The 22,933-nt window shown below is 38.3% G+C and carries 24 protein-coding genes; 8 read left to right on the forward strand and 16 right to left on the reverse strand.

Going from position 1 to position 22,933, the window contains the following annotated elements; all coding sequences use genetic code 11:
* Nucleotides 1-263: 263 nt before the first annotated feature.
* Nucleotides 264-1,076, forward strand: a complete 813-nt coding sequence (gene rsmA / locus AC5YDM_RS13480) for a 16S rRNA (adenine(1518)-N(6)/adenine(1519)-N(6))-dimethyltransferase RsmA (RefSeq protein WP_496152595.1) — start codon at nt 264-266, stop codon at nt 1,074-1,076.
* A gap of 2 nt (nt 1,077-1,078) precedes the next feature.
* Entirely contained in the window at nt 1,079-1,936 is an 858-nt protein-coding gene (locus tag AC5YDM_RS13485) for a symmetrical bis(5'-nucleosyl)-tetraphosphatase (RefSeq protein ID WP_496152596.1), read from the forward strand.
* An 88-nt stretch (nt 1,937-2,024) separates the two neighbouring features.
* Here AC5YDM_RS13485 and AC5YDM_RS13490 read toward each other — a convergent pair whose 3' ends face one another.
* The 6 genes from AC5YDM_RS13490 to AC5YDM_RS13515 form a co-directional block, all read right to left on the reverse strand.
* Complete coding sequence (locus tag AC5YDM_RS13490) at nt 2,025-2,468, reverse strand: DUF2147 domain-containing protein (RefSeq protein WP_496152597.1); 444 nt, start codon at nt 2,466-2,468, stop codon at nt 2,025-2,027.
* 167 nt (nt 2,469-2,635) lie between these two features.
* Nucleotides 2,636-3,085: a DUF2147 domain-containing protein gene (locus AC5YDM_RS13495; protein ID WP_496152598.1), complete on the reverse strand. Its 450-nt coding sequence runs from the start codon at nt 3,083-3,085 to the stop codon at nt 2,636-2,638.
* An 89-nt stretch (nt 3,086-3,174) separates the two neighbouring features.
* Nucleotides 3,175-3,849, reverse strand: coding sequence for an LrgB family protein (locus AC5YDM_RS13500; RefSeq protein WP_496152599.1), 675 nt, complete (start codon nt 3,847-3,849; stop codon nt 3,175-3,177).
* 9 nt (nt 3,850-3,858) lie between these two features.
* Entirely contained in the window at nt 3,859-4,230 is a 372-nt protein-coding gene (locus AC5YDM_RS13505) for a hypothetical protein (protein WP_496152600.1), read from the reverse strand.
* Between the two features lie 57 nt (nt 4,231-4,287).
* Complete coding sequence (gene hflX / locus AC5YDM_RS13510) at nt 4,288-5,619, reverse strand: ribosome rescue GTPase HflX (RefSeq protein WP_496152601.1); 1,332 nt, start codon at nt 5,617-5,619, stop codon at nt 4,288-4,290.
* A gap of 69 nt (nt 5,620-5,688) precedes the next feature.
* The gene (locus AC5YDM_RS13515) at nt 5,689-5,826 is read right to left on the reverse strand and encodes a hypothetical protein (RefSeq protein WP_496152602.1); all 138 of its coding nucleotides are present in this window, start codon (nt 5,824-5,826) and stop codon (nt 5,689-5,691) included.
* Between the two features lie 181 nt (nt 5,827-6,007).
* Between AC5YDM_RS13515 and AC5YDM_RS13520 the strand changes: the two genes are divergently transcribed.
* A complete protein-coding gene (locus AC5YDM_RS13520; RefSeq protein WP_496152637.1) occupies nt 6,008-6,817 on the forward strand; it encodes a lysophospholipid acyltransferase family protein in 810 nt (269 codons plus the stop codon).
* 185 nt (nt 6,818-7,002) lie between these two features.
* Here AC5YDM_RS13520 and AC5YDM_RS13525 read toward each other — a convergent pair whose 3' ends face one another.
* The gene (locus tag AC5YDM_RS13525) at nt 7,003-8,625 is read right to left on the reverse strand and encodes a phospholipase D family protein (RefSeq protein WP_496152603.1); all 1,623 of its coding nucleotides are present in this window, start codon (nt 8,623-8,625) and stop codon (nt 7,003-7,005) included.
* Nucleotides 8,626-8,721: 96 nt separating this feature from the next.
* Here AC5YDM_RS13525 and AC5YDM_RS13530 point away from each other — a divergent pair, with 96 nt between their 5' ends.
* The gene (locus AC5YDM_RS13530) at nt 8,722-9,759 is read left to right on the forward strand and encodes a metallophosphoesterase (RefSeq protein WP_496152604.1); all 1,038 of its coding nucleotides are present in this window, start codon (nt 8,722-8,724) and stop codon (nt 9,757-9,759) included.
* Nucleotides 9,760-9,815: 56 nt separating this feature from the next.
* On the opposite strand, the gene AC5YDM_RS13535 is transcribed toward AC5YDM_RS13530, so the two are convergent.
* The 3 genes from AC5YDM_RS13535 to trhA all read right to left on the reverse strand — a co-directional run bounded on the left by AC5YDM_RS13535 (nt 9,816) and on the right by trhA (nt 12,688).
* Nucleotides 9,816-10,439 carry a hypothetical protein gene (locus tag AC5YDM_RS13535; protein ID WP_496152605.1) on the reverse strand — a complete coding sequence of 208 codons (624 nt, stop codon included), beginning with the start codon at nt 10,437-10,439 and terminating at the stop codon, nt 9,816-9,818.
* Between the two features lie 142 nt (nt 10,440-10,581).
* Entirely contained in the window at nt 10,582-11,895 is a 1,314-nt protein-coding gene (locus tag AC5YDM_RS13540; RefSeq protein ID WP_496152606.1) for an MFS transporter, read from the reverse strand.
* A 142-nt stretch (nt 11,896-12,037) separates the two neighbouring features.
* Nucleotides 12,038-12,688 carry a PAQR family membrane homeostasis protein TrhA gene (trhA, locus tag AC5YDM_RS13545; protein ID WP_496152638.1) on the reverse strand — a complete coding sequence of 217 codons (651 nt, stop codon included), beginning with the start codon at nt 12,686-12,688 and terminating at the stop codon, nt 12,038-12,040.
* Nucleotides 12,689-12,790: 102 nt separating this feature from the next.
* On the opposite strand from trhA, the gene AC5YDM_RS13550 reads away from it, so the two are divergent.
* Both AC5YDM_RS13550 and AC5YDM_RS13555 read left to right on the forward strand, forming a co-directional pair.
* Complete coding sequence (locus AC5YDM_RS13550) at nt 12,791-14,008, forward strand: class I SAM-dependent methyltransferase (protein WP_496152607.1); 1,218 nt, start codon at nt 12,791-12,793, stop codon at nt 14,006-14,008.
* An 82-nt stretch (nt 14,009-14,090) separates the two neighbouring features.
* On the forward strand, nt 14,091-14,552 hold the full coding sequence (locus tag AC5YDM_RS13555) for a GNAT family N-acetyltransferase (RefSeq protein ID WP_496152608.1): 462 nt from the start codon (nt 14,091-14,093) through the stop codon (nt 14,550-14,552).
* An 83-nt stretch (nt 14,553-14,635) separates the two neighbouring features.
* On the opposite strand, the gene AC5YDM_RS13560 is transcribed toward AC5YDM_RS13555, so the two are convergent.
* Together AC5YDM_RS13560 and AC5YDM_RS13565 are read right to left on the reverse strand one after the other, a co-directional pair.
* Complete coding sequence (locus AC5YDM_RS13560) at nt 14,636-14,986, reverse strand: hypothetical protein (RefSeq protein ID WP_496152609.1); 351 nt, start codon at nt 14,984-14,986, stop codon at nt 14,636-14,638.
* Nucleotides 14,987-15,188: 202 nt separating this feature from the next.
* Nucleotides 15,189-15,854 carry a LysE family translocator gene (locus AC5YDM_RS13565; protein ID WP_496152610.1) on the reverse strand — a complete coding sequence of 222 codons (666 nt, stop codon included), beginning with the start codon at nt 15,852-15,854 and terminating at the stop codon, nt 15,189-15,191.
* A 135-nt stretch (nt 15,855-15,989) separates the two neighbouring features.
* On the opposite strand from AC5YDM_RS13565, the gene AC5YDM_RS13570 reads away from it, so the two are divergent.
* Complete coding sequence (locus AC5YDM_RS13570) at nt 15,990-16,460, forward strand: Lrp/AsnC family transcriptional regulator (RefSeq protein WP_496152611.1); 471 nt, start codon at nt 15,990-15,992, stop codon at nt 16,458-16,460.
* A gap of 82 nt (nt 16,461-16,542) precedes the next feature.
* Here the strand turns inward: AC5YDM_RS13570 and AC5YDM_RS13575 are convergent, their stop codons facing one another.
* A complete protein-coding gene (locus tag AC5YDM_RS13575) occupies nt 16,543-18,675 on the reverse strand; it encodes a 3-hydroxyacyl-CoA dehydrogenase NAD-binding domain-containing protein (protein ID WP_496152612.1) in 2,133 nt (710 codons plus the stop codon).
* An 11-nt stretch (nt 18,676-18,686) separates the two neighbouring features.
* Nucleotides 18,687-19,892, reverse strand: coding sequence for an acetyl-CoA C-acetyltransferase (locus tag AC5YDM_RS13580; RefSeq protein ID WP_496152613.1), 1,206 nt, complete (start codon nt 19,890-19,892; stop codon nt 18,687-18,689).
* A gap of 214 nt (nt 19,893-20,106) precedes the next feature.
* On the opposite strand from AC5YDM_RS13580, the gene AC5YDM_RS13585 reads away from it, so the two are divergent.
* The gene (locus AC5YDM_RS13585) at nt 20,107-20,376 is read left to right on the forward strand and encodes a hypothetical protein (RefSeq protein WP_496152614.1); all 270 of its coding nucleotides are present in this window, start codon (nt 20,107-20,109) and stop codon (nt 20,374-20,376) included.
* Nucleotides 20,377-20,474: 98 nt separating this feature from the next.
* Here AC5YDM_RS13585 and AC5YDM_RS13590 read toward each other — a convergent pair whose 3' ends face one another.
* Together AC5YDM_RS13590 and AC5YDM_RS13595 are read right to left on the reverse strand one after the other, a co-directional pair.
* On the reverse strand, nt 20,475-21,452 hold the full coding sequence (locus tag AC5YDM_RS13590; RefSeq protein WP_496152615.1) for an esterase/lipase family protein: 978 nt from the start codon (nt 21,450-21,452) through the stop codon (nt 20,475-20,477).
* A gap of 272 nt (nt 21,453-21,724) precedes the next feature.
* Nucleotides 21,725-22,735 (reverse strand): AraC family transcriptional regulator, encoded by a 1,011-nt coding sequence (locus tag AC5YDM_RS13595; protein WP_496152616.1) that lies wholly within the window; start codon nt 22,733-22,735, stop codon nt 21,725-21,727.
* Nucleotides 22,736-22,933 lie beyond the last annotated feature (198 nt).

Raw genomic sequence — 22,933 nt, forward strand, 5'->3', positions numbered from 1 at the left:
TATTTTCTATTCAATTTGATACTCGGTCATATTTGAACGAGATATCACGATCAAGCTTGAGCTGTGTTAAAATCTCAAAACCTCGAAAAATTTTAGCATTGAAATGGGCTTTCTTTATTCGTAGTTGAGTTGATCATGATGTAGCACTCTCCCTCATAATGGCTTGATGTAGTTACTATTCAAGTTCATTTATCGTTGTAGATTTATAATTAAGTCTTATACATCACTGATTTTGTATCTAATATTCACGTTGGAAATGTTTTATGTATCAAATTAATGCCTTAAACCCAAAAGAAGAAGGGCATCAGGCTCGAAAACGATTTGGTCAAAACTTTTTACATGACCAACGTGTCATCGCAAAAATTGTTCGTTCAGTGAATCCACGTCCAGGCGATAATGTGTTAGAAATTGGCCCAGGTTTGGCAGCGTTAACTTCACCCTTAATTGGTGAATGTGATGCTCTAACTGTAGTCGAGCTAGATCGCGATTTAGCAGCAGGATTACCAGGTCGTGTACCACATCCTGAACGATTAACGATTATTGAAGCAGATGCACTGCGCTTTGATTATTCAACTTTATTTGAAGATGGTCGCCCTTTACGTGTTGTGGGTAACTTACCATATAACATTTCAACGCCATTGCTTTTCCATCTCTTAGAGTTTGGTGGTCAAGTCAAAGACATGCATTTTATGCTTCAAAAAGAAGTAGTTGATCGTATTACAGCAGAACCCAATACTAAAGAATATGGTCGCTTGTCTGTAATGATTCAATATTTCTGTAAACCGACTTTCTTGTTTGAAGTGCCACCAGGATCATTTAACCCACCGCCAAAAGTAACTTCGGCTGTATTTCGTCTAGAGCCTTATGAAACTAAACCGATTATTGCTAAAAATGAAAAAGCTTTGGCTCGTTTGGTTTCACATGTATTTACTCAACGCCGTAAAACACTTCGCAACAGTTTAAAAGGTATGCTTGCTGAAGATGGATTTGAGAAAGCAGGTGTTGATCCAATGGCGCGCCCAGAAACGCTTTCATTAGCACAATTTGTCGCTTTATCTGACAATATGGTGGGTTAATAATGGAACGCTCCAATATTCGTTATAACTATGTGATTGGTGATGTTCAGGGCTGTTTTGAAGCTTTGAAAGCATTATTAAAAGAAATCAAATTTGATGCAGACCAAGACTTTATTTGGTTTGCGGGCGACTTGGTGGCACGTGGTGAAAATTCGATTGGAGCATTACGCTTTATTAAAAAGCTGGTGGATGCCGGAGTTGCAGCAACGGTATTGGGTAATCATGATCTGAACTTACTTGCTGTTGCACGTGGTATTAAAGAGCCTAAGGATAAAGACAACACCCGTGATGTGATTGATGCCATTGATAGTGATGATTTAATTGATTGGTTGCGCAAACAGCCTCTATGTCTTTTTCCAAATGATCATACGATTTTGACACATTCAGGAATACCTTGTATTTGGACGGCTGAACAAACTGCTGATTTGGCTAAAGAAGTTGAAACGATGATTTCAAACGATGATTTTGATGTCGTGGACGCTTTTTTAACAGAAATGTATGGTAAAAAACCAAGTGTATGGTCAGATGATCTAGAGGGTAATGCGCGGTTAAGATGTATTACCAATTACCTCACACGCATGCGTTTGACGACTGCATCTGGCGAGTTAGAGTTTAGCTTTAAAGATTCTTTGGACGATCCAATGCCTGAAGGATTTAAACCTTGGTTTGAATTTGAATCTGAAGCTGCCAAAACGCACAAAGTAATTTTTGGGCATTGGGCTGCTTTACAAGGAAAATCTATTTCAGAGCAAATCCAAAATGTGGATGGTGGCTGCGTTTGGGGGCATCAGTTATTAGCCTATCGTTTAGAAGATCAACATATGTTCGCAGTTGATAATCCTGTATCTGCTTACGAGTAATATGAGTATTTTTATCTTCATTACTCTTAGCAAAGAGATCAAAAAAAAAGCCACATCATGTGGCTTTTTTATTTCATAAGTAAAATGGTTATTGAGCACGAATCCACGTTTGACTACGTCCAATAGCAGATACACCAATATATCCACGCATTTGTAATCTTTTACCATTCGGACTTAATTTAGCACTCATGGAATAAACTTTTCCCGTTAGAGGGTCTAAAATTTTGCCGCCTTTATACTGATTTTGTCTGTCAAATTGAAGACCAGTCAATACATCTAAACCTAAGATTGGTTTATTGGTATAAGGTGCTGGGCAATTCACACAGGTTTCTTTCGGTGTGTACCCTGGTCTTGGCGTAATTTTAATAATTTTAGCAATAAAGGCATTATTTTTGTCTTTTCGAATCTCTAGGATTGCCTTAGAAGTTCCTGTTTTATCATCGATACTGTGCCATAACCCAGAAATATCTTGAGCAAAAATTTGAGTGGAAAAAAGAAATCCAGCTAAAGCGAATAATGTTTTCTTTGTCATTTCAGTTCCATTGATTAGAGCATTAAAATTATTCAGAAATCGCGAATTAATCGTGTAAAAATTCAACGAATTTTTTCTAAAATAATAGATAATTTGAGGGTTTACAAGTGTCTGAGTAATAAACCGCAATATTGAGGTTTATTACGAGATCTGCTTAACAGTTTTGCTTAATCTAGTCGAATCCATGTTTGGCTTCGTCCTAAACTGGAGACGCCAACAAAGGCACGTAGGGTTAATCGTTTACCAGATTCATTCAGTCTTGCTCTGACTGAATAGAGTTTTCCAGATAGAGGATCAATAATTTTGCCACCGTCATAGTGGTTGGCTTGCTTCGATTCAACTAAACCTTTGATTACATCTAAACCAAGAATGGGTTTATTTGTATAAGGAGCAGGGCAGTTCTTGCATACTTGGCGAGGAGTATAACCTGCGCGAGGTGTCAGTTTAATGACTTTACCTGTATAGCTAGCGTTGGATTCTTTGCGGATTTGAATGATGGCTTTTGGGGTGCCAGATCGATCATCGATTTGTTGCCATATACCTGTAATTTCATCAGCGATGACAACATTACTAAGTAGTACTAAAGGGATTGCTAAGAGAAATTTACTGAATCCCATGTGAGTTACCTAAGAACCTGTGAAGAAATTTGACACAGTATATTAAGATGGAAAAATAGACTAATCAATCACTTGAATAGTCTATTAAGTCACATTTTGCTCAAAAAGGTAATAAATGTTGGCAACCAGATCGCAGTAAATACCGCATTCACTGCCATACCAAATGCAGCGTACCGACCAGCGACACTTCCACGTTGCCATGCTTGTGCTGTACCGATTGCATGGGCAGCTAAACCAAGGGCTAATCCAGAAGCACGTTCATCATTAATATGTCTAAGGATGAGTGGTGAAAAAGCAGCACCGATTACGCCAGATAGGATCACGATTAAAATTGCAAGGCTAACAGGAGCATGCAATAAGGTTGCAATATTAATTGCAATAGGTGTGGTGACTGCTCGTGTTGCAAAAGCCATAATGGTTGAATCTGCCATATGTAGTAAATAAGCAAGTCCCATAGGCAAAGCTACAGCACTAATACTGGCAAAGATTAGAATTCCAATAATTCCTTTTAAAGGAAGATCATCGTAACGCATTGCAGCAAGTGGAATTGCTAAGGCAACCGTCACATAGCCCAAGAGGTTATTAAATAATGGATTGATATCTTTCATGTAGTTTTCGTAAGGAATACCTACAAGCAGAAGAAATCCAATGACCAAAAACATCCCAAAAACGATCACTGGAATTTGTGGAATTTTTTTATTTAAAGGTTTAGCCAGTAAATAGGCAACGAAGGTGAGGGTAAATCCAAAAATAATACTGAGCATGATTTTTCCTTATAACCAACGTTTCGCCATTTTGGCGTAAATCCAAAGTGGAATTAGCGTACTTAGACAAAGTACCAGTAGAAATAAGGGGATTTCATTGCCCATGTAAACTAACATGACTAAAGAGCCGGCACTGATCGGTAGAAAAGCAAAAGCACTTTCTTTCATTAATTTATTATTTACATCAACCATGCGTGTTGGAATTTTCTTAAATTTACGCCATGTAAAAAGAACAGCCAATAGACTCAATAATCCAATCAGATTGCCCAATTCAGGTTTTCCGAATTGAGTTGCAATCCAAACTGAGGCTTCACGAAAGCCAACAATTAAAACTAAGGTGCCGATCCAAGCTGGCCAATCTATCTCTTTAATCCATTGCATAATTATTAATCTACAGTTTTGTACGTTTTTATATTAACTATTCACGTTTTAACTCATTTAATCTTTGATTTCAAACTCTTCTAATACTCTTTTGAATTGTTGTGCTTTTTCACCTAGGATTTCATCGATCGGTAAACGCCCTTGTTTGATCAATTGTTCAAGTTTATGGGGAGCCATACAGACCTTTAAAATCAAATTGCCTTCGTCATCATAGCTTTCAGACTGAATCACATTCAATGCGTACAATTGAGTTCTGAGTTTGCCATAAGCGGGTTTAAGTACGACTTCAAAAGTCTGTAACTGCCCCATAAGGCATTCTTGTACAGCTTGTTTGAGTAGATCTAAACCTTGACTTGCATGTGCAGAAACATATACGCGATCAGGTAAGTGTGGCTCAGCATAGATGATTTTGGGATCTTCGCCTGTTTGATCAATTTTGTTATATACGCGTAGGATCGGAACTTGTGTCCCAATTTCTTTCAGCACTTTTTCTACAGCTTCAATTTGCTCTAGTTTTTCAGGGCTACTCGAATCAATCACGTGTAAGAGTAAGGTCGCCTCTAGTGTTTCTTCTAGGGTTGCTTTAAAGGATTCGACCAAGGCATGTGCCAGATTACGTACGAAACCGACGGTATCTGCCAAAACTAATGTTCCGATACCATCCCAATTTAAACGACGTAGTGTTGGATCCAAGGTGGCGAAAAGCTGATCGGCAGCATAGACATCACTTTCAGCCAAAATATTGAAGAGGGTTGATTTTCCTGCGTTGGTATAGCCAACCAATGAAACAGTGGGAATAGAAGCTTTTTGGCGTGCAGCACGACCTTGTATCCGAGTCTGACGGACTTTTTCAAGTTTTTCTTTTAATTGGCTTATACGAAGTCTCAGCAAGCGACGGTCAGTTTCGAGTTGAGTTTCACCAGGACCACGTAAACCAATACCACCTTTTTGGCCATCGAGTCCCATACGCCCACCGACCAGTCGAGATGCTAAATGATCGAGCTGTGCGAGTTCAACTTGAAGCTTGCCTTCGTGGGTACGTGCACGTTGTGCAAAAATATCTAAGATCAAACGTGTACGATCAATGACACGGCATTGAATCACACGTTCTAGGTTGCGTTCTTGTGAAGGGGTGAGTGAGTGATCAAAAATAACAATATCTGCTTCTAACTCTTTCACACGTTCAGCGATTTCTTCTGCCTTGCCTGAACCAATAAAATATTTAGAGTCAGGTTTGATTCTTTGAGCTTGAATATGTTCAAGAATATCTGCACCAGCTGATTTAGCCAGTAAACGAAATTCTTCTTGATCAAGATCTTCAAGGATCTGAACCGCCACGCTAATGAGGACGACACGTTCGCTACCTTGATGTTGCTCAAAATCTTCCACTAAACCCTTACTCCAAACTCAAAATTCTATTTTAGAGTAAAAATCACGACGATAGGAAAATAGATCGTTTTAGAGTGCTATCCCATGAAATAGGGCGATGAAAAGTAGCATCATTGAAAATAAACCACCGACCATTGCGGCAATTGCAAATAGGGCATGATGAATAGGCATTAACCATTGCTTTGAATCTGGATGTTGATGATTCATAATTTTATTCAATCTATATAAGCGATTAATAAATAATAATTGATTTAAAAATAAGATTGAAATTGAATTTTTTGATCTTTGTATCCGGTTTTTATAATCAATGCATGTACAGTTTAAAACGTATAGAATATTTAAAAATAAGCGATCAGAAGCTTAAGCTGATTAAATGCGCGACAAATTGATGACTGAAATAATGCCTAAAAAGTTAAATATATTTTCTAAAACAATGCTTTATTCTCAAAAGGTTACTGCAGGTTCTGCCGCAATGATTGAGGGTTTTTATTTGATCTTTAGGCATCAAATGTATAAAGAACCAAATAATCCGCATAACACGCGTTACGTGCAACATTTTTGTCGCCGTTTAATCAACGTCTTTAATATTCAAGTTCAAGTTCATGGAGAGATTCCACGTCAACCTGCATTGTGGGTCAGCAACCATATTTCATGGTTAGATATTCCTGTTCTAGGTTCTGGTGCGCGAGTATTCTTTTTAGCTAAAGCTGAAATTGAAAACTGGCCGATCTTTGGCAAGCTAGCCAAAGGTGGAGGTACTTTATTTATTCAACGTGGTTCTGGAGATTCAATTCGAATTAAAGAGCAGATCACTGAATTTTTAAAACAAGATATTCCCGTGCTCTTTTTTCCAGAGGCAACCACGACTGATGGTACTAAAGTGAAAAAAGTACATGGTCGATTATTAGGTGCGGCGATCGATGCTCAACGTCCAGTTCAAATTTGTTTAATTTGTTATGTCAATAATCACGGTGAGCTGGATAATGTTGCACCCTACATTGGCAATATTAGTTTTACTGAGCACGTGACACGTGTTTTAAAAATGCCGAAAGTCATCGCACATTTGAAAGCACTGCCTCAAATTGATGTGACGGGTCATAGTGTGGAAAGCTTAACTCATGAAGTACAAGAAAAAATGCAACAAGGTTTGCAGCAACTTCAACAGCAAGTTTTAAAACAAATGCCGAAAAACTCTTAGCTATTGTGAATAACTGTATTTAAGGACGGTGATCTATTACGTTTAGTGAAAGATTGCTTCATGAATATAAATCTAAGTTTTGATCTTAAAACGCTGATTAAAGTCGAGCGAGAGCATACTTAGTCAGTATTTTAAAATTAAATCTGTTTCTATTTGAATGAATCAATTAAAAGGTTGGCTATTGATTACATGAAACCTTCGATCGGTAACCATGAAATCATTTTAATACCAGCTCGTTGCCACCATTTCATTTTAGGCTCTTCGGTCAATGTTTTAGTGCCTTCAGGCGTTTGATGTAACCAATTGATTTTTTGATTTGGGTCTAGAACCAATTTATAAGCGTATTTTTCCAAGTTGCTATTCATCGTAAGATGAACGGCATTGGCTAAATTTTTGCTATTTAAAATCACACCAATTTCAGTATTTAAATTGGCAGAACGTGGATCAAAGTTAAAAGAACCAATAAAGACTTGCTTATCATCGAGAGCCATCATTTTTGCATGCAAGCTAGAGCGGCTTAAACCTTTCAAACTGACTTTAAGCTGTTTGGATATTTCTTTATTGTTTTTATTTTGGAATTCTTCGGGCATAGCCGGCAAGAATTCGTAAAGTTCCACGCCGTTTTTCAAAAGATCTTGGCGATATTTCCCATAAAAAGCATGCACTAAAAAGACGTCGTTGGCTTTGTATGAGTTGGTCAGTACGCGAACCTGAACACCACTTTGCGCTAATTTACTGAGATGTTCTTCGCCCTTTTTTTCAGGGACGAAATATGCGGAAATAATATCTACACTATTCTCAGGCTTTTCAAGGCGTTCAATGAGCTGAAAGTTAAGATGTTGTTCTTTTTTTGCTTTTGCTTTGATTTTATCAGGTGAGTCTTTAATGACTTGAGCTTTCACCCAATCTAACTTAATTCCAGAACTTAACCATTGATCAAAATCATGGGTTCGATTGCTTAAATCAAGATAATTTTGAATAGATTTTTCTTGATAATGCGCCGTGAGCTGTTGCTTAAGCCCCTCATAACGTAATGTATATTGTTGATGATTCACAATATTACGCACAGGATAGGCGTAACTATGGTTCCAATATTCATCGAAAGAGTGGGTAATATCCTCGACAGCTTGTCCAACTAACATGACATCAACATCTGAAAATTGATAATTTTCACTAACGTTATAATATTGATTACTCATGTTACGACCACCAATCAGTGTGATTTGGTTATCGGCAGTAAAGGTCTTGTTATGCATTCTACGGTTAATACGTTTTAAGTCGATGATCATTTCGACTGGACGTAAACGACGTAAACGGTAAGGGTTAAACAGTTTTACATCAATATTTTGATGTTGATCGAGTGCAAGATAGACCGCTTCCATAGCTTTGGCATTATTATCATCCATCAACAAACGGACTTTTACGCCACGATCCGCTGCTTGAATAATTTTGTAAAGCGCAAGGGAGCCGATGGTGTCGTTATCCCAAATATAATATTGTAAATCTAAAGTTTTTTCTGCTTTATCAATTAATTGTAGTCTTGACGCAATTGCTTCTAAAGGTTCATATAAGATGTGATAGCCTGTTAAATCTGGATTTTGCATTTTCAATGGCGCAACGATTTTAGACAGTGTTGTGTCATCTGTATTGATATCAAAAGCGTATTGTGCAGGGACAACCTGTTGTTTTGGAAGCGTTGTACATGCAGGTAAACCGATCACTAAGCAAGAACTTAGAATCAAAATCGAGCGCTGGTTTCGCTTAGATCTTGGTGTCGATTGAGTCTGATTCTTATTCGTAGTTTGCATAATGTATTCGGTGAACTCGCTAGGCTAGAGTATAATTCTCTCTGATCAGAAGATAAATGCGACGAAGATGTTAGCCGTCGCTCTAAGAGATAAAATATGTGGACAACAAATACCATCTTGATGGGTTTTTATATCGTTTTTGCAGTATTGACTGTTTGGGGAATCGCTCAAGCATGGATCAGTCAATCACGGACGGAAACAATTCATCCCTTTAAGGCTTTTGTGCATTTGTTGGCATTTTACCTTTCTTATTTATTATTTCCATTGTTCTTTTTTAGTATTTTTGCTGGATGGATGGAGATTTTCTCTTTACATCAAAGTATTTTCTCATTTTTACTTTCAGGTCTATTGATCTATGCGCGGTTCATTGAGCCACATATGGTGAAAATCAACCATGTGAAATATCAACTTTCAAATCCAAATAAAGAAAATAATCTAGCATCTGATCACGAGACTAAGAAGCCCGTAAAAGTGGCACTGATTGCAGATTTACATATTGGTTTATTTTCTGGGCATGAGCGTCAATTGAAAATTATTGTTGAGAAAATTAATCAACAACAGCCCGATTTTGTTGTAGTCGCAGGGGACTGGACTTATGAACCTGAGAATAAATTGGCAGATGAACTGGCGATTTTAAAAGAAATCCAAGCACCGGTTTATTCTGTAAATGGCAATCATGATGAACAATATCCAGGGCCTCCAATTCAAGCATTACTGAAGCATGCACTTGAAGTGAATGATGTGATGGATATTGAAGGTAAAATTGTTGAATTTGATGATTTTCGTTTAATTGGGGTAGGTGATTTATGGGCTGGAAAGGCAGATATGCGTTATATGCCAGACTTACCCCAAGATAAACCTTGGCTGATTCTTTCTCATAACCCAGATACTGTGGATATGGTACCTAAACTACCTACGCGCCCTTTGATGCTCTCTGGTCATACGCATGGTGGACAGGTTGAACTCCCTTGGCTGACCAATTATGTCATGCGTAAAGTTTCTATCTTAGGGCATAAACGCGGGTTATATCAGCATGATCACGCTGATGTTTTTGTATCAGTAGGAACAGGTATGGTCGGCGTTCCATTTCGCTTTCGAGTACCACCGATGATTGATATTATCGAAATCCATTGATTAAGTTTTAGCTTGATAAGCTATTTTCAATGATGATTAGGTTCGTCAAATCCTAATTAGCCTTGAAGAATATAAGAAACTATTGCGACACCCAGTAATACTACAATCAACAGAATCATCAGTTTGGGAATACCACTTTTTTGCGTTAAGTCTTCAACACCTTGAGAGGATTGACGTGATGCATGAGGATTCATTCTCAACTGATCATTGTTCATTTGATGTGGTGTATTGAGTGTCGACTCATAGTGTGAAAACTCATCGCTATGTGATTGCATAGCCTCTAAAAAATCATGCTTAGTTGTATAAAGCGTGCCTCTCCCAAACTTTTGCATCGCTTGATGCCATGCTGGATCAAACTCATCAATTTCGACTTTATCGCCATTATCATATTTTATAAAAACTTGTCGAGTTGAGTAGTGAGTCATAATGGATGACATCGATCTCGTTTCAGAAGTCTGAGCAAATTCATTTTCTAGATGATGCAATTTGTGTCTGGAATGCGAGATATTCATCAATTGGGGATCTGCATTTGGATTTTCAGCCAAATGATCAACCAGCTCCTTTGCTTCCCTCAAACTATAATCTGTACTATCTACTAAAAATTTTACAGCCTCAACACTTCTGTTCTCTTCAATCAGATTGAGTACTTTATCAATTTGTTCTATAGATAATCGAGACATAATTTATTTCACAACACATGAGTTTTAACTATATCTTAATAATATAACGCATCTTTAAAATAAGTTTTATGTAATTGATACATAAAATGCGGGCATCAAAAAGCCGGCATTTAAGCCGGCTTTTAGGTCAAATCTATAAAGATTAGATTTGGCTGTTTACATCATCATTTTTCGTTTCGCGAATCATTAAGAATGCGATTAAAGAAAGAATTGATGCTGCTGTTAAGTAATAACCTACCGCAGATAAACCATATTCAGTTGCAAGTTTTGTTGCAATGAGTGGCGCAAAAGAAGCACCAAAAATACCAGCCATGTTAAAGGTTAATGCTGAACCTGTATAACGAACTGATGTCGGGAAGATCTCTGAAAGAACGGTACCAATTGGACCATATGTTAAGCCCATGATCGCTAAACCGATACATAGGAACAAGAACACAATCAACGTGCTACCTGACTCAAGCATATCTGCAAAGAAGATACCGAAGATGGCAGAAACGACACATACACCAATAGACGTTGCACGACGACCGAACTTCTCAGCTAAAACGGCTGAAAGCGGAATGAAGGCTGCAAAACAAAGTGTTGCTACAAGCTGTAATTGAAGGAACTCTTCACGGCTATAGCCAAGCTGTTTTGTACCCCATTGCAATGCAAATACTGTGGTTAAGTAGAATACAACGAATGTACAAATCGCTGCGATCGTACCCAATACCAACATACGAGAATGCTTTTTGAATACTTCTACAAAAGGAACGTTCACTTCTTTTTGTTTATCTAAAACATTTTGGAACGCAGGTGTTTCATGGAGTTTCAAACGGATCCATAAACCTACAATCACCAATAATGCACTTGAGATAAATGGAATACGCCAGCCCCATTGCATGAATGCTTCTTCAGTCATAAACGCGCCAAGCGTTAAGAATGAACCTGTCGCCAAGATGAAGCCAATTGGTGCACCTAGTTGCGGGAACATACCGTACCAAGCACGTTTACCTTCAGGCGCATTTTCAGTTGCAAGTAATACTGCACCTGACCATTCGCCACCTAAACCTAAACCTTGACCTAAACGGCAAAGTGCAAGTAATAAGGGTGCTACGATACCAATTTGTGCATAAGTGGGAAGTAAGCCAATTGCTACTGTAGAGAGACCCATTGTCAATAAAGCCGCTACCAGCGTTGCTTTACGACCAATACGGTCACCCAAATGTCCAAATAGTGCAGCGCCAATTGGGCGTGCAATGAAGGCAATAGCAAAAGTTGCTAGAGATTGAATCGTTGCCGTCATTGGATCTGTACTTGCAGGGAAGAACAAGTATGGGAAAATAATGACTGCTGCTGTCGCATAGATATAAAAATCGAAGAATTCGATTGTTGTACCAACAAGACTCGCAGTTAAAACGCGTGCTTTAGAGTTTGCGGGTTGAATTTGTTCTGCCGCTGAATTTGATGACGCCATGAGAAACCTTACACTTCATAAAAATAAAAGAACTTAGTTTTAAAAGCGTAATCTTTTTAAAAAAGGCGTAATTTCTTAAAAAAATACGAAATACCGAATTATTCCACTGATTTAGGGTTACTAAAGATGCGGTTAAATACGGTTATATCACGTAAAGATAAATTGCGAGGAAATGTGATCCTGCACCGATCAATACAAAAATATGCCAGATAGCGTGAGTATATCTTACATTTTTTAACACATAAAACAATGCGCCAATCGTGTAAGCAAGTCCGCCAGCAACGAGAAGGGTTAAACTTTGACCACTTAAAAACCGTTGCATATCATCGATGACAAGCAAAGCAAGCCAACCCATGACCAAGTAGGCAGCAAGTGATATTTTTTGGAAACGATGAATGAAAACTAACTTGAATAATGTACCAATCAATGCAATGACCCACAGTGCGATAAGTAAATACTTGGCTTTATCTGTTGGTAGGGCAATAGCGAGAAACGGCGTATAAGTGCCGGCGATTAAATAATAAATGGCAGTATGGTCTAGTTTTTTGTACCAATATCGTTTTGTTTCATCGGTTGAAAAATGATAAATCGCGGAACTTGAAAACAATAAAATTAAGCTAACGGCATAGACACATAAGCCGATAAATTGACCAGTCGGTAAATAACTACCTTTCATCAACATAAAAATACTGGCGACGAAAGCGAGTACAGCACCAATCGCATGACTAAATGCATTGATTTTTTCTTCTACAGGGTCATAACTTTGGATTTGTGGAAGTTTGGCTTGGGCCATGATCATATGTATTCGATAAAAGTACATTTGTATCATAATCAAGTTTTACCTTTAAAGTAAGACGCTTTAAAATAGATGACTAGATCGATTTGAGTTTTGACTATGTCACATGTGGCTTTCTCCTTTATTCAGGAACAAGAGTTTTTAGATGCAACTTTGCAAGCCATTGATACCCATAAAATTGATCGTGTTATTTTGAGTCAGTATAAAGGTGAATTGGCTGATTTAGAGAAGATCACCTTACGCCTAATCCAGCTTCAAAATGAAACAATGTTAAATGCTGTCTATAGATATAAAACACAAGACATTACCAAGAACTATGCGATAAGTGAGGCTGAAACTGTCATTTCTGGATTAATTCAGCAATGTAAGCAGGCAAATCTATTTACGGATGGATGCGAAGTTCAATTAAAGAAAAATAAGAAAAGAGCCATGCTGACTCAAAGTCAAACTCAAGCAACAAAGAAAGTTGACAGCGCTCAAGGACATGACCGAGCAAAACATCGATTTGTAGATCAAAACAGTATTTTCCTACAGCATTTAGGAATTACGGATGCTAAAGCTCAAATCATTCCAAGTATGGCGCGAAAGTGGAAGCAGATTAATAAATTTGTAGAAATATTTTCAGGTGCATTAGATCAAATCAACCATCAAGACAGAACCTTAAATGTGGTCGATTTTGGTTCGGGCAAAGGTTATCTGACTTTTGCTTTATATGACTATGTTAATCAGCATTTTCAGACACCTAAAGTGACTGGTGTTGAGCTGAATCCGAAAATGGTCGAATTCTGCCAAAATATTGCCCAAGCTTCTGATTTTAGCCAATTGGATTTTTTCCAAGGCGATGTGCGGACTTATGAACCAGAGCATTTGGATGTGATGATTGCACTACATGCCTGTGATGTCGCGACGGATTTTGCTATTCATACCGGCATTCGCTTAGGCGCGCAGGTGATTATGTGTGCGCCATGTTGCCATAAAGAATTGCGACCACAGTTACAAAGTCCAAAAGTCATTCAGCCGATGTTACAGTTTGGCATTCACGCAGGTCAGCAGGCTGAAATGTTAACCGATACTATTCGTGCATTATTGTTGAAAGCCTATGGATATGAAACCAAAGTTTTTGAATTTGTCGCTTTAGAACATACCAGTAAAAATAAAATGATTTTGGCGACTAAGCGTAAAGATTTTTCTGAACGTGATGTTGAAGTGATTGCTCAGATTCAAGATTTGAAAAAAATGTATGGTATCCAAAAACATTCACTGGAATTATTACTGAATGATCAGTGGGATCAAAAAAATATTGGTGAAAAATGTTAATTGAGATTTAAGGCAGTCTTCGGACTGATTTAAGATCTTTGGGTTTTATGAGCTTTAAATTTTGCCTTTTGAGAGAATAAGCATGAGTGAATACTTCATCAAAAGTGGTTTATGGTCTGCATTAAAGCTTGATGCAGAACAGATTCGACGTCAGGTTTTTATTCAAGAACAATCTATTCCTGAACAAGATGAATGGGATGCTCTGGATGCTGTATCACTTCATTTTGTTGTTTATGATCGTTATCATGAAAATTATCTTAAAATTAATCAAGTAATTGCAACAGCACGGTTATTAGAAAACAATAGCATTGGACGTGTTGCGGTTTTGAAATCATATCGATCTAAGGGAGTAGGTCGACTGATCATGCAAAGGATTATCGAACATGCTCGTACTGAAAAGCGTCAATTTTTAAAATTATCCTCTCAAGTACATGCAATCGCCTTTTATGAAAGTTTAGGCTTTCAAGTGAAAGGGGAGGAATATTTAGACTGTGGCATTCCACATATTGATATGTATTTAGAACTTATAAAATCTGAAAACTAGATTTTGAATCGGTGATTGAGCTCCGAATGTAGTTGAAATAAAAAAAGAGCTTATGAATAAGCTCTTTTTTTAAATGAAAGATCTTAGTGACTATGATCTTTGTTTTCAGCGTGGGCTTGATCATGTTCAGTCATTGCAGCATGTTCTTCGGCAGTCATATTATGATCCGCTGCAGTACCATGTGCTACGTGTTGAGAAGCTTGCTCATGTTCTTTTTTCTGCTGTTCAGCTTCTGCTAGTGCTTCTTCAGACATCACAGGGGCATTTTTGAATGCATGTTGATGTGTTTCTTTATTTTTTTGGCTTGGCATGTAGTCAGGTTCATTGGTCACTGCCAAATAGAAGAAGCCCATAAAGAAACAGCTTAAGATCACTGCAATGATTAAGGCTTTCCAACCCCAGGGTGATTTTTCAGGAGAAGAATGATCAGTCATAGGTCTGTACCAAGCGATGAAAATACAATTCGTTAATGTAACTTTATAACACAAAATAAGCAGATAAGGCTTCAAAATTAAAAAACCCTATAAAAATTATGGTATTTGTACCGATTTTAAAATAACAAATTCAGAATGAATAATCATTTTGGAAAATTAATTAAGCCTCAATTTTATGAAAACAATCGATTTACTTATAAGACTATATTTTGAAAACCTGTAAATAAATTAAAAAGACTCCCATGATCGACATGGCAATTGCCATCGCTTTCATTAAATAGGTTTGGAACTTCGGTCTGTCAAATAATGCTTTAATTTTCAAGGCAGAAAAAATATATAAAGCTCCAACGAGGGCTAAAGTCAAAACCGTACTTAGACTTAATATGACAATAAAGGATGGATTGAGCAAAAAGTTTGTACCAAAGATTGAGGGTAGTAGTGCCAAATAGAATGTCATGGTTTTCGGGTTACTCAATGTGATGGCTAAGCCTATGAAATAATCTGAACGGAATGCCTTTTTTGATGTTGTGGATTTTTTATTGGCTTGATCTATTGGTAATTCTGCATTTAAAGAAAGCGCTTGGAAATGCCACAGTTTCCAAGCGATATAGAATAGATAAGCACATGCCAGCATCATCAGAATTTGACTTATCCGATGATCAATATATTGGCTAATAAAACTCAACCCCGATAATGCAATCGTAAGATAAATCAGATCACCTGTGATTAATCCCAAGAGCATGAATAGTGCATTTTTATAATGATGGGTCAATGTTTTGAACAGTAGTCCTAACATTCCAGGACCCGGAATGAGCGCTGCGATAGATAGAGTAATGATGTAAGGAATAAGATCGAGAAAATGATTCATACTGAATTTGAATAATGAAGACTTAAAGCTATTTTGTTTTAAAATTTGAGGTGAAACTGATCTAATTATTTCTTTATTGATGGTATTTAGGGTATAAAAAATAATATTTAAAATAATATAGGGTTAATTTTTCCTATGAAAATCGATAAGACTGATGAGAGCATTCTTAAAATTTTACAGAATGATTCACGAACAACAAATCAACAGCTCTCCGAGAAAATAGGCATGTCTGCATCACCATGTTGGCGCCGTGTAAAGCGACTTGAAGATGAAAAAGTGATCCGTGGTTATGGCGTGTTATTGGATCGAAGAAAATTAGGCTTAGGGGTGATGGTCTTTATTCGTGTGTCGATCGATCGGCATAGCGAGGCAGAAGCATTAAAGTTTGAAGAAGAAGTCATGCAATTGGATGATGTTGTGGCATGTTATAGCATCGGTGGTGACGCTGATTTTTTGTTGCAAGTGGTCTCGTATGACTTGGATACCTATGCTGAATTTTCAATGTCGATCATTCGTCGATTGCCGGGTATAAAAGAAATGCAAAGTATGTTCACATTAAAAGAAATTAAATCTTTTCAAGGTTTTCCTGTCCGCAGAAATGTTTAACCACAATGTTTAATCATGTTTGAGAAGTTTATATCTTCCATAATAAAAAACCTCTCACAAGGAGAGGTTTTTTATTAGCACATTATATTTTTTGACCACTTTGTACTTTAGTGATTAAAAGCTGTGGCGCTTTGAAGCGTTCGCCATACTTTGCTTCTAGAGAATTGGCACGTTGAAGCGCCTTGTTTAATCCATATTGATTCAGGAACTGCAAAGCACCACCTGTCCAAGGGGCAAAGCCAATACCAAAGATGGAACCAATATTGCCATCAGTCACAGACTCAAGCACACCTTCTTCAAGACAACGTAGTGTATCTAAAGACTGTACAAACAAGAAACGGTCAATCATTTCTTGTTCTGAAATATCAGTGTCTTTCTTCCAGTGGCTTAAACCCTCCCAGAGATGCTTTTTACCGCCTTCGGGATAATCATAGAAACCTGCACCAGCAGCTTTACCTTTACGATCAAACTCATGAATCATACGCTGAATCACGTCATCAGCACCCGAGCGAGCGAGGTCTTTACCTTCAGCTTGTAAGGCTTTACGTGTTTCTGAAGTCACATGTTCAGATAATGTCAGTGAGACTTCATCTTGAATCGCTAGTGGTCCAACAGGCATTCCTGCTTTTAATGCAGCCATTTCAATTTTGGCAGGGTGCACACCTTCAGCCAGTAATCGTAAGCCTTCTTGAACAAAGGTACCAAAGACACGACTGGTAAAGAAGCCACGACTATCATTCACCACAATTGGCGTTTTACCAATTTGTTGAACGTAGTCGAAAGCTTTGGCTAAAGTTTCAGCTGAAGTTTCTTTACCTTTAATGATTTCAACCAATTGCATTTTGTCGACAGGGCTAAAGAAATGCAGACCGATAAAGTTCTTCTGATCTTTACTGGCTTGTGCCAAACCTGAAATCGGTAAGGTTGATGTATTTGAAGCGAATACGCCTCCAGCAGCAAGGTGGGTTTCAGCTTCTTGCGTGACTTTGGCTTTGAGTTCTTGATTTTCAAAAACGGCTTCAATAATCAAATCACAACCTTGAAGATCTGCTGCTGACGCTGTTGCTGTGATTAAGCTTAAGACTTGATCACGTTTTTCAGCAGTCATGCGACCTTGTGAAACACGTTTGTCCAAAAGTTTTTGGCTATATGCTTTGCCTTTTTCAGCATTTTCTACAGAGACATCTTTAAGCACAACTTGAATGCCTTTGATTGCAGTTGAGTAGGCAATACCTGCACCCATCATACCAGCCCCTAGGACACCCACTTTAGTCGCTTGCCATTTTGCAGGCGCTTTCGGACGGCTTTCCCCTGATTTGATCGCATTTAGACCATGCCAGAATGTACCAATCATGTTTTTCGCCACTTTACCTGTTGCAAGGTAAGTGAAGTAGCGTGACTCAATGGTAAGTGCTGTATCCACATCCACCTGAGCACCTTCAACCGCTGCTGCCATAATGGCTTCAGGCGCAGGGTAACAGCCTTTGGTTTTATCACGAAGCATGGCAGGTGCAATGGCAAGCACTTGCGCCACTTGTGGTGAAGAGGGTGTGCCACCTGGAATTTTGTAACCTTTTACATCAAACGGTTGTTGCGATTTCGGATTGGCTTTTACCCAAGCAATGGCTTTTTCAAGAAGTTCTTCTGCTGTTTCAGCAGTATCTTGAATTAAACCCAATGATTTTGCTTTATCAAGCCCAAATTGCTTACCTTCCATCAAGAAAGGAAAGGCATTTTGTAGACCGAGTAGGCGTACCATTCGCACGATACCACCGCCCCCTGGAAGTAAACCTAAAGTCACCTCAGGTAAACCAAATTTTGCTTTTGGATCATTTAAAGCAATACGAGCATGACAGCCCAGTGCGATTTCCCAACCACCGCCAAGCGCCGTACCATTGAGTGCTGCAACGACAGGGACACCTAGAGTTTCGATATAACGAAACTCAGCTTTCATCTTTTGAATCATGCCAAAAAATTCAGTGGCATGTTCTGGCTGCGCTTGAATCAGTTCATCTAAGTCACCACCTGCAAAGAAGGTCTTTTTTGCAGATTTGAAAATGATGCCTGAAATAGACGTTTCCGATTTTAACTTTGAGACAATGTTCTCAAGTGCAACACGGAAATCTGCATTCATGGTATTGGCAGACTGGTTCGGTGAGTCTAAAGTGAGAATAATAATGCCATCCGCATTTTTTTCATATTGAATTGCGCTCATGATGATTCTCCTTATACCAACTCAATGATGGTTGCAATGCCCATACCACCGCCTACACAGAGTGTAGCCAAACCACGTTTTTTACCTTGACGTTCAAGCTCATCCAATAAAATGCCGAGAATCATTGCCCCAGTTGCACCGAGTGGATGTCCCATGGCAATTGAACCACCATTCACATTGACTTTGGCTGGGTCTACTTTAAGTTCAGTAATAAAGCGCATCACCACTGCCGCAAAAGCTTCATTGACTTCAAACAGATCAATATCATCAATGGTTAAGCCTGCTTTTTCCAATGCTTTACGTGCAGCAGGTGCGGGACCTGTCAACATGATGGTTGGATCTGTGCCGACCAAAGCCGTTGATAAAACTTTTGCACGTGGTTTTAAGCCTTGCTCTTTGACTGCTTTTTCTGAAGCCAATAGAACAACGGCAGCACCATCGACGATACCTGAAGAGTTTCCTGCATGATGGACATGATTGATTTTTTGCGCTTCAGGATATTTTTGTAGTGCAACGGCATCGAAGCCCATACCGCCCATCATTTCAAAACTTGGGTTGAGTTTTGCTAAGCCTTCTGCTGTGGTCGTTGGCTTGATAAATTCATCTTTATCTAAAATTGTTACACCCGCTTTATCTTTGACTGCAACAACGGATTTGTCAAAATGACCTGCAGCTTGTGCAGCGGCCGCTTTTTGCTGAGAGTTTGCAGCAAAAGCATCGACATCGGCACGTGTATAACCATCTAAAGTGGCAATCAGGTCAGCACCAATCCCTTGCGGCACAAAGGTCGATTTTAAATTGGTTTCAGGGTCAAGCGCCCAAGGACCGCCATCTGAACCCATGGGAATACGTGACATAGACTCAACGCCACCCGCGACGACCACATCTTCCCAACCTGAACGTACTTTTTGTGCTGCAAGGTTGACCGCTTCTAAGCCTGAAGCACAGAAACGGTTGATTTGAACGCCTGCAACATCATCATTCCATCCAGCGGCAATCGCTGCCGTTTTAGCAATGTCTGAACCTTGGTCACCAATCGGTGTCACACAACCCAATACAATATCATCTACTTTAGAGGTATCGAGGTGATGACGAGCTGCTAATTCATTGAGTAATGTAGTCAATAAACTAATCGGTTTAACTTCGTAAAGTGATCCGTCTTTTTTTCCTTTTCCTCGCGGTGTGCGAATGGCGTCAATGATGTATGCCTCGCTCATATGCTTTCCTTTTTTATACGATAGAATTTGTTATGGTGTTTTGAGTGTAATAGAAGTTTTTAAATCTGCAATGACGAGAACGGGAGAGTCGTTTGATATTTTTTGTCAGTTGTTTTTGACAGATTATTCAAACATGATGATCTTGGATGGTGCTTGGATTTACGCGCTCTAGTTCAAGTTTAAACAATTGAAAATGAAATGTGAGTCATTGAGATTGAAAAAAAGTAAGATCAATATCCTTTTAAAAGTTGTATTCGGTATTTTTGCAACGCTTGTTATTGGTACGATTGCGGTGATTTGTTTTTATATTTGGATGATTTATGGGATTCATCCATCTGATGAAGGAAGTCGAGGTTTGGCGTGTGAATATGATCAAAATTATCAAGTGGTCAAAGCTGAAGAAACGGTGATTCAAGATGGAAAGCGGATCATCTCGAAGGTTGATCCATCACTATGTGTTTATGATCCTGAAAAATTTAAATAAAAATCGAACTTAATAACAGGATTTTAAATTGATTCAGCATTCAATCAGCCTAGGTATGTCCTAGGCTGAATCGGGAAGAATACTAAATATCAGAAGCTTCATAGACCTGCTAATTTTAATCGATTGGCATGTTGGCGATAGAGTGAAACAGGATCCTGTGTAAAAGAGCCTCTTAAACCGAACATTAAATTAATTTGATCTAAATGGTTATGTCTATAGTTATCACGAATGACTTTTCCGTAGTGAGCGCTACAACGCATAACGAGACCATCATTGTCTAGACTCTTATAAGAGAGCGGGGCAAGTACTGTAATTGTACTATCCACGATATCTAAAAGATTGGTGGCCTGCGCAACACCTGTCCAAGAGTAATGGTAAATGCCATTTTGCGTGACATATTGTCCTTCGCCACAATCTTGTGGAATGGCTTTACTTGGATATTTTTGATTAAATTTTGCAGTACCTTCTTCACTCAGACTTGCACTGGTGTTTTCAAAACTTTGTGGAAGGGATAGGTTTCCTTCCAAGGTCATTTCCAGTGGTGCGATGAGATACTGGGCGATAATTTTCATTGCTGTAAATGACAGAATATTTTTATTCACATCATCAAAGATTTTACTCCCTTTAAATGGTGCTCCAATCGCTGTAAGAGACGCAACTTTTTCAGGAGCAACAATTTCGATATATCGAATCGTTGGTCCACCATGACTATGACCAATTAGATTTACTTTTGGTGCACCTGTAATAGCAAGAATTTCATCAACTTGCGCCAATAACTGTTCTCCACGTGTTTCTGTGGATTCAAGTTGAGATACTTGGGTGGCATATACAGTGGCACCTTGACGTGCTAAATCAGGTAATATTTGATAAAAATAATCGAAGCCGAAGTTTTTAAAGCCCAAACGAGTAAATCCCAACATTCCATGATTAAACACTATGGGATAGCGTGTTTTGGCATAGTCACTACTTACATTATGAGACGTGACATGTTGAATTTCGGTATTACCTTGTGTGCTTAAGCACATTGCTACAGAAAATAGTAAAACGGTTTTTTTGTAAAGGATGTTCATCGTCATCTCATAATTTATTGTAATTGGAGTTTCATTATAAATTATGACTACATAATTATTTTTATTAATTATATTAAATTAACAATATTGCTGTATTGCATAACTGAGGATTATTTAAGAGTAAGCTGATTAAAATTAATTTTGAGATTTTTGATCATAAAATTAAATAATTAGAGGGATTTTGTGGCCTTTAAATTATTAACTAAGGGGAATTGGTGAGATTCAAAAAAAGCCTATCATTGTAGATAGGCTTCATATTGATTCAGTATCAAATTAATTTAGTGATAACCATGAAGTTGACGGTATAAACCTGGTGTCACACCAGTCCATTTTTTGAATGCACGGTGGAATGTACTGGTTTCGCTGAAGCCCACTTGTTGAGCGACATCTTCTAAAGTTAATGAAGGATTTAGCAATAAGTGAATCGCAGCATCACGGCGTAATGCATCTTTTACACCTTGGTAACTCTTACCTTCAGCTGCTAAGCGACGACGCAAGGTTTGAGGAGAAAGGTAAAGCATTGCTGCAACATCATTGAGTGTTGGCATTTCTTCACCAATTTGGCTTTTTAACACTTCACGGATGCGTGAGGTTAATGAATTGGTGTTTTTGAATTTAACCAACAGTTTAGCGGGTGCGCCTTTTAAGAATTCCTCAAGCGTGCTCTCATCTTGACGAATCGGAAGGTCTAAGTAATCTGCAGCAAAGGTGATTTCAGTACGTGCGGCATCAAACTGTAAAACTGGTGCAAAGAATAATGCATCATATTCATCTGCATGTTGCGGACGTGGATATGAAAAATGAACACGTTCTAAAGGAATACGACGTTCAATTAACCATGATGCAAGACCATGCCAAATCATTAACATACTTTCAGTAATGAAGTGATCTGGATCCATTGATTTTGGAATGATTGGTACAAGACGCGCTTCGTGTTTATCACGCTCTAATGAAACTGACCATTCATCACCAAAGAGTTTATAAAACTGAGAACAACGTTCTAAAGCTTCACCGAGTGTTTTGGCATGAATCACCAATTGACACATAATAGCAAAAGTACCTAAACGACGCGGTTGAATATCAAAACCGACGTGTTCGTCTTGAGTCACCATCCATAACATTTTCACGAAGCGTGTGTATTGTTCAGGAGAAATTCGGGCTTTAGGTTGACGCAGAAGCTCTGCTTCAATACCGACATGGGAAAGTAGAGTATCGACATCCATGCCTAAACGTTTAACACCAGTCAGGGCTGCATTCACAAAATGGATACTAATCGTATCTCGGCTCATGTTAAATCCTTCAGTATCTTTGATATTCACTCTACTTAACCTAAATAACACTAGAATATAAATTAGCAATTATGACTAGAGTAATTGCTCTGATACATCATAAATTGCCGAAATGATCAAGGTAAATGGCTGAACATGACATTGTTTAGATCAATTTAAATTTTTAATATGGATGAAAAATCAACATAATCACGGAAA

Source organism: Acinetobacter sp. CY81 (genome assembly GCF_059515925.1).